2 protein-coding genes are annotated in these 2,604 nt (G+C 34.9%); both read left to right on the top strand.

From position 1 onward, the window contains the following. Window positions 1–248: 248 nt before the first annotated feature. Window positions 249–2,162: a DUF2723 domain-containing protein gene (locus tag GXZ93_06695; GenBank protein HHT79459.1), complete on the top strand. Its 1,914-nt coding sequence runs from the start codon at window positions 249–251 to the stop codon at window positions 2,160–2,162. A gap of 306 nt (window positions 2,163–2,468) precedes the next feature. Continuing rightward, a partial coding sequence (locus tag GXZ93_06700; GenBank protein HHT79460.1) for a hypothetical protein occupies window positions 2,469–2,604 on the top strand: 136 nt, incomplete at its 3' end.

Consider the following 2,604-nt stretch of genomic DNA (forward strand, 5'->3'; position numbering starts at 1 on the left):
AAATTTTTTTATATTAAATTATTTTTATTAAATTTTATATTAAATTATTTATATATTAAATTATAATTCATACTTTTATCGTTTTGCCAAAAATAAATCAATTTCTCTTTTTATCAGATTACAAATGTATTTGTTTTTTATATAATTAGAACCGTTTGATTCCTTTAGCGGAATAACGATAATTGATAATTTTATTTCTGTAAAATTTAAATGAAACCATATTATACATCTCCGAAAGGTGAAGGAAGATGCTGACAATAAAAAACAATACCTGCAGAACAGAAAAGTTTTACAAGCCGGCGATATATGCATTCAGTTTTATTGCTGCATTTGTAATATATCTTCTTACCATGAATCCTTCTTCATTTGGGTATGACACGACCTGGTTTCATATACAGGTTCCGCAACTTGCGGTAGGACAGCCAACCGGCTTTCCCACAGCTTTCCTTCTGGGGAAACTGTTTACGTTTATTCCGTTTGGCACTATTGCTTTCAGGCTTAATCTTTTTTCGGTGTTTTTCGGAGCAGCTACGGTAACGGTATTCGTGATGATTGTTTCCAATCTAATTAAAAAAGAATATTATATTGCATTGATTTCATCATTATTCTTCTGTTTTTTCAGGGTTTTCTGGCTTCAGACAAATCGTTTTGAAGTTTATACTCTGCATACATTCCTGACCGGGCTTGTGATTCTTTTTGGAATTTACTGGGCAAACAGCAAAGAAACCAGATTCCTTTATCTGTATTATCTTTTCATAGGATTAAGTCTTACAAATCATCCGCTTTCAGTTTTTCTTGCCCCCATTCTGATACTTTTCCCCGTGATTACTGACCGGAGGGCAGTTTTCAAATTAAAAAGAGTTGTCATTATAATAGCGCTTATGATTGCACCTTTTCTGCTTTATTTTTATATTCCCATAAGATCCTATCAGGGATATGGGAATGTCAAAACTTTTCAGCAGTTTATGCACTATATTACAGGCATGCAGTGGAAACAGCAGTTCGGTTTCAGGTCAGTGGAAGTTTTTAAAAAACAGGCAGCAGGCTATTATAATCTGATGAGACAGGATTTCAATATAGCTGCTATTATTGTAACGCTTTTCGGTTTTGTAATGCTTGCATGGAAAAAGTGGAGATATTTTATACTTGTGTTTTTTCTTATAATTTTTAATCTTATACCTGTTTTTCTTTATGAAGACGTTCCTAATGATTTTTATCTTGTTTCGGTGGTTACATTCCTGATGATTCCTTTCGCTTTTGGAATTTATCATATTAAAGAGGCAATAAAGGTACTGATTAAAAAAATCTCTGCGCGATATTCCGGCAGGAAAGAAGAAAATAAAAAAGCGTTTTCCCCCGGTCCGGGTTCTTTTAAAATAACCGCCTTATCCATATTCATGGCAGCAATATTGTTTTTCCCTGTAAATGCTTTTGCAATCAATTATGCAGAAGCGGATAAAAGCAGGGATACAGTAATTTATGATTACTGGAAAGCAGTTGAAAGTGAGCTGGAAGATAATTCGATTATTTTTTCAAGCTCCAAATCCACAAACGTTCTTGCCTATCTCCTTCTTTACGAATCGGACAAAAACATAAAAATCAAAAGAGGACTGAGCTATGAGGAAATGCTTTCAGATATAAGAGCAAATATCGGAAAAAACACCATTTATTTTAATCAGGCTTATTTGCCTGATCTCTCAAATGCATTTGAGATGGAACCTGTAAGCTACTTTATCTACTGGATGGATTACGGCGAGGAGTTAAAAACATTCAAAGTCCTTGGAGTTAAAAAATATGTAGGGTTTGAAATCGGGGAGAAAGAATTATCTTTTAATTTCGGCGAAGAGAAAAATATTTCCTATATAATAAAAAACAAAAGTGAAACAGAGCCGGCTTATTTAAGCTCAATAGAACTGGGGCTGCCAAAAAGTCTTTGCCTCATCGGAATCAATGAAAATGAAAGTGATATAAAGGTTATGCCCGGAATGGCAAGCGGTTTTTATATGTGGACAAACGGGCCTTATATTATTGAACCATCAGGTGAAATCAGGATAACCGTTAAGGTAAAAGCAATTGCACCTGATGAAAACAGCATAAGATTCAGGATCACAACAAATAATCTTTATGAAGAAGCTCCGGAAGTAACTGTCAGCATAAAATAATACCCGGAATCAGATAATTATCAGTTTAAGGAACCGTTTCAGAAACTATATAATTTTAAGAATGAAATATTTGCACACAATAGTACAGTTGGTGCATCTATTCATCCGGACTTTGTAATTAGTACAGTAAGAAGAATTGAAGGCAGAGAGGCTCATTATGATGTCTTCTATGGGGAACCAGGCAACAAAGAACTAGTGAACTGTGTTGGCAATTAGCAATTTAGAGGCTATTCTGAATTGTTTGGAGGCCGGCGAAACTGCTTATGAGGAAAGGCGTAGAGAATATGAAATGCTTAAAAATTGAGGATGGCAAAGGATGATGTGATGTATGTAAGCAACTGCAGCATGTTGCCGTTTGGCTGGACAGTAGAAACGCTTTTAGGTTCGCATGTTTCGAAGCCATATAATCCGGATATTGCACGTGTGTTTTATAGAGCCGGTT

It is taken from the genome of Actinomycetota bacterium (genome assembly GCA_012837825.1).
Taxonomy (GTDB): domain Bacteria; phylum Actinomycetota; class Humimicrobiia; order Humimicrobiales; family Humimicrobiaceae; genus Humimicrobium.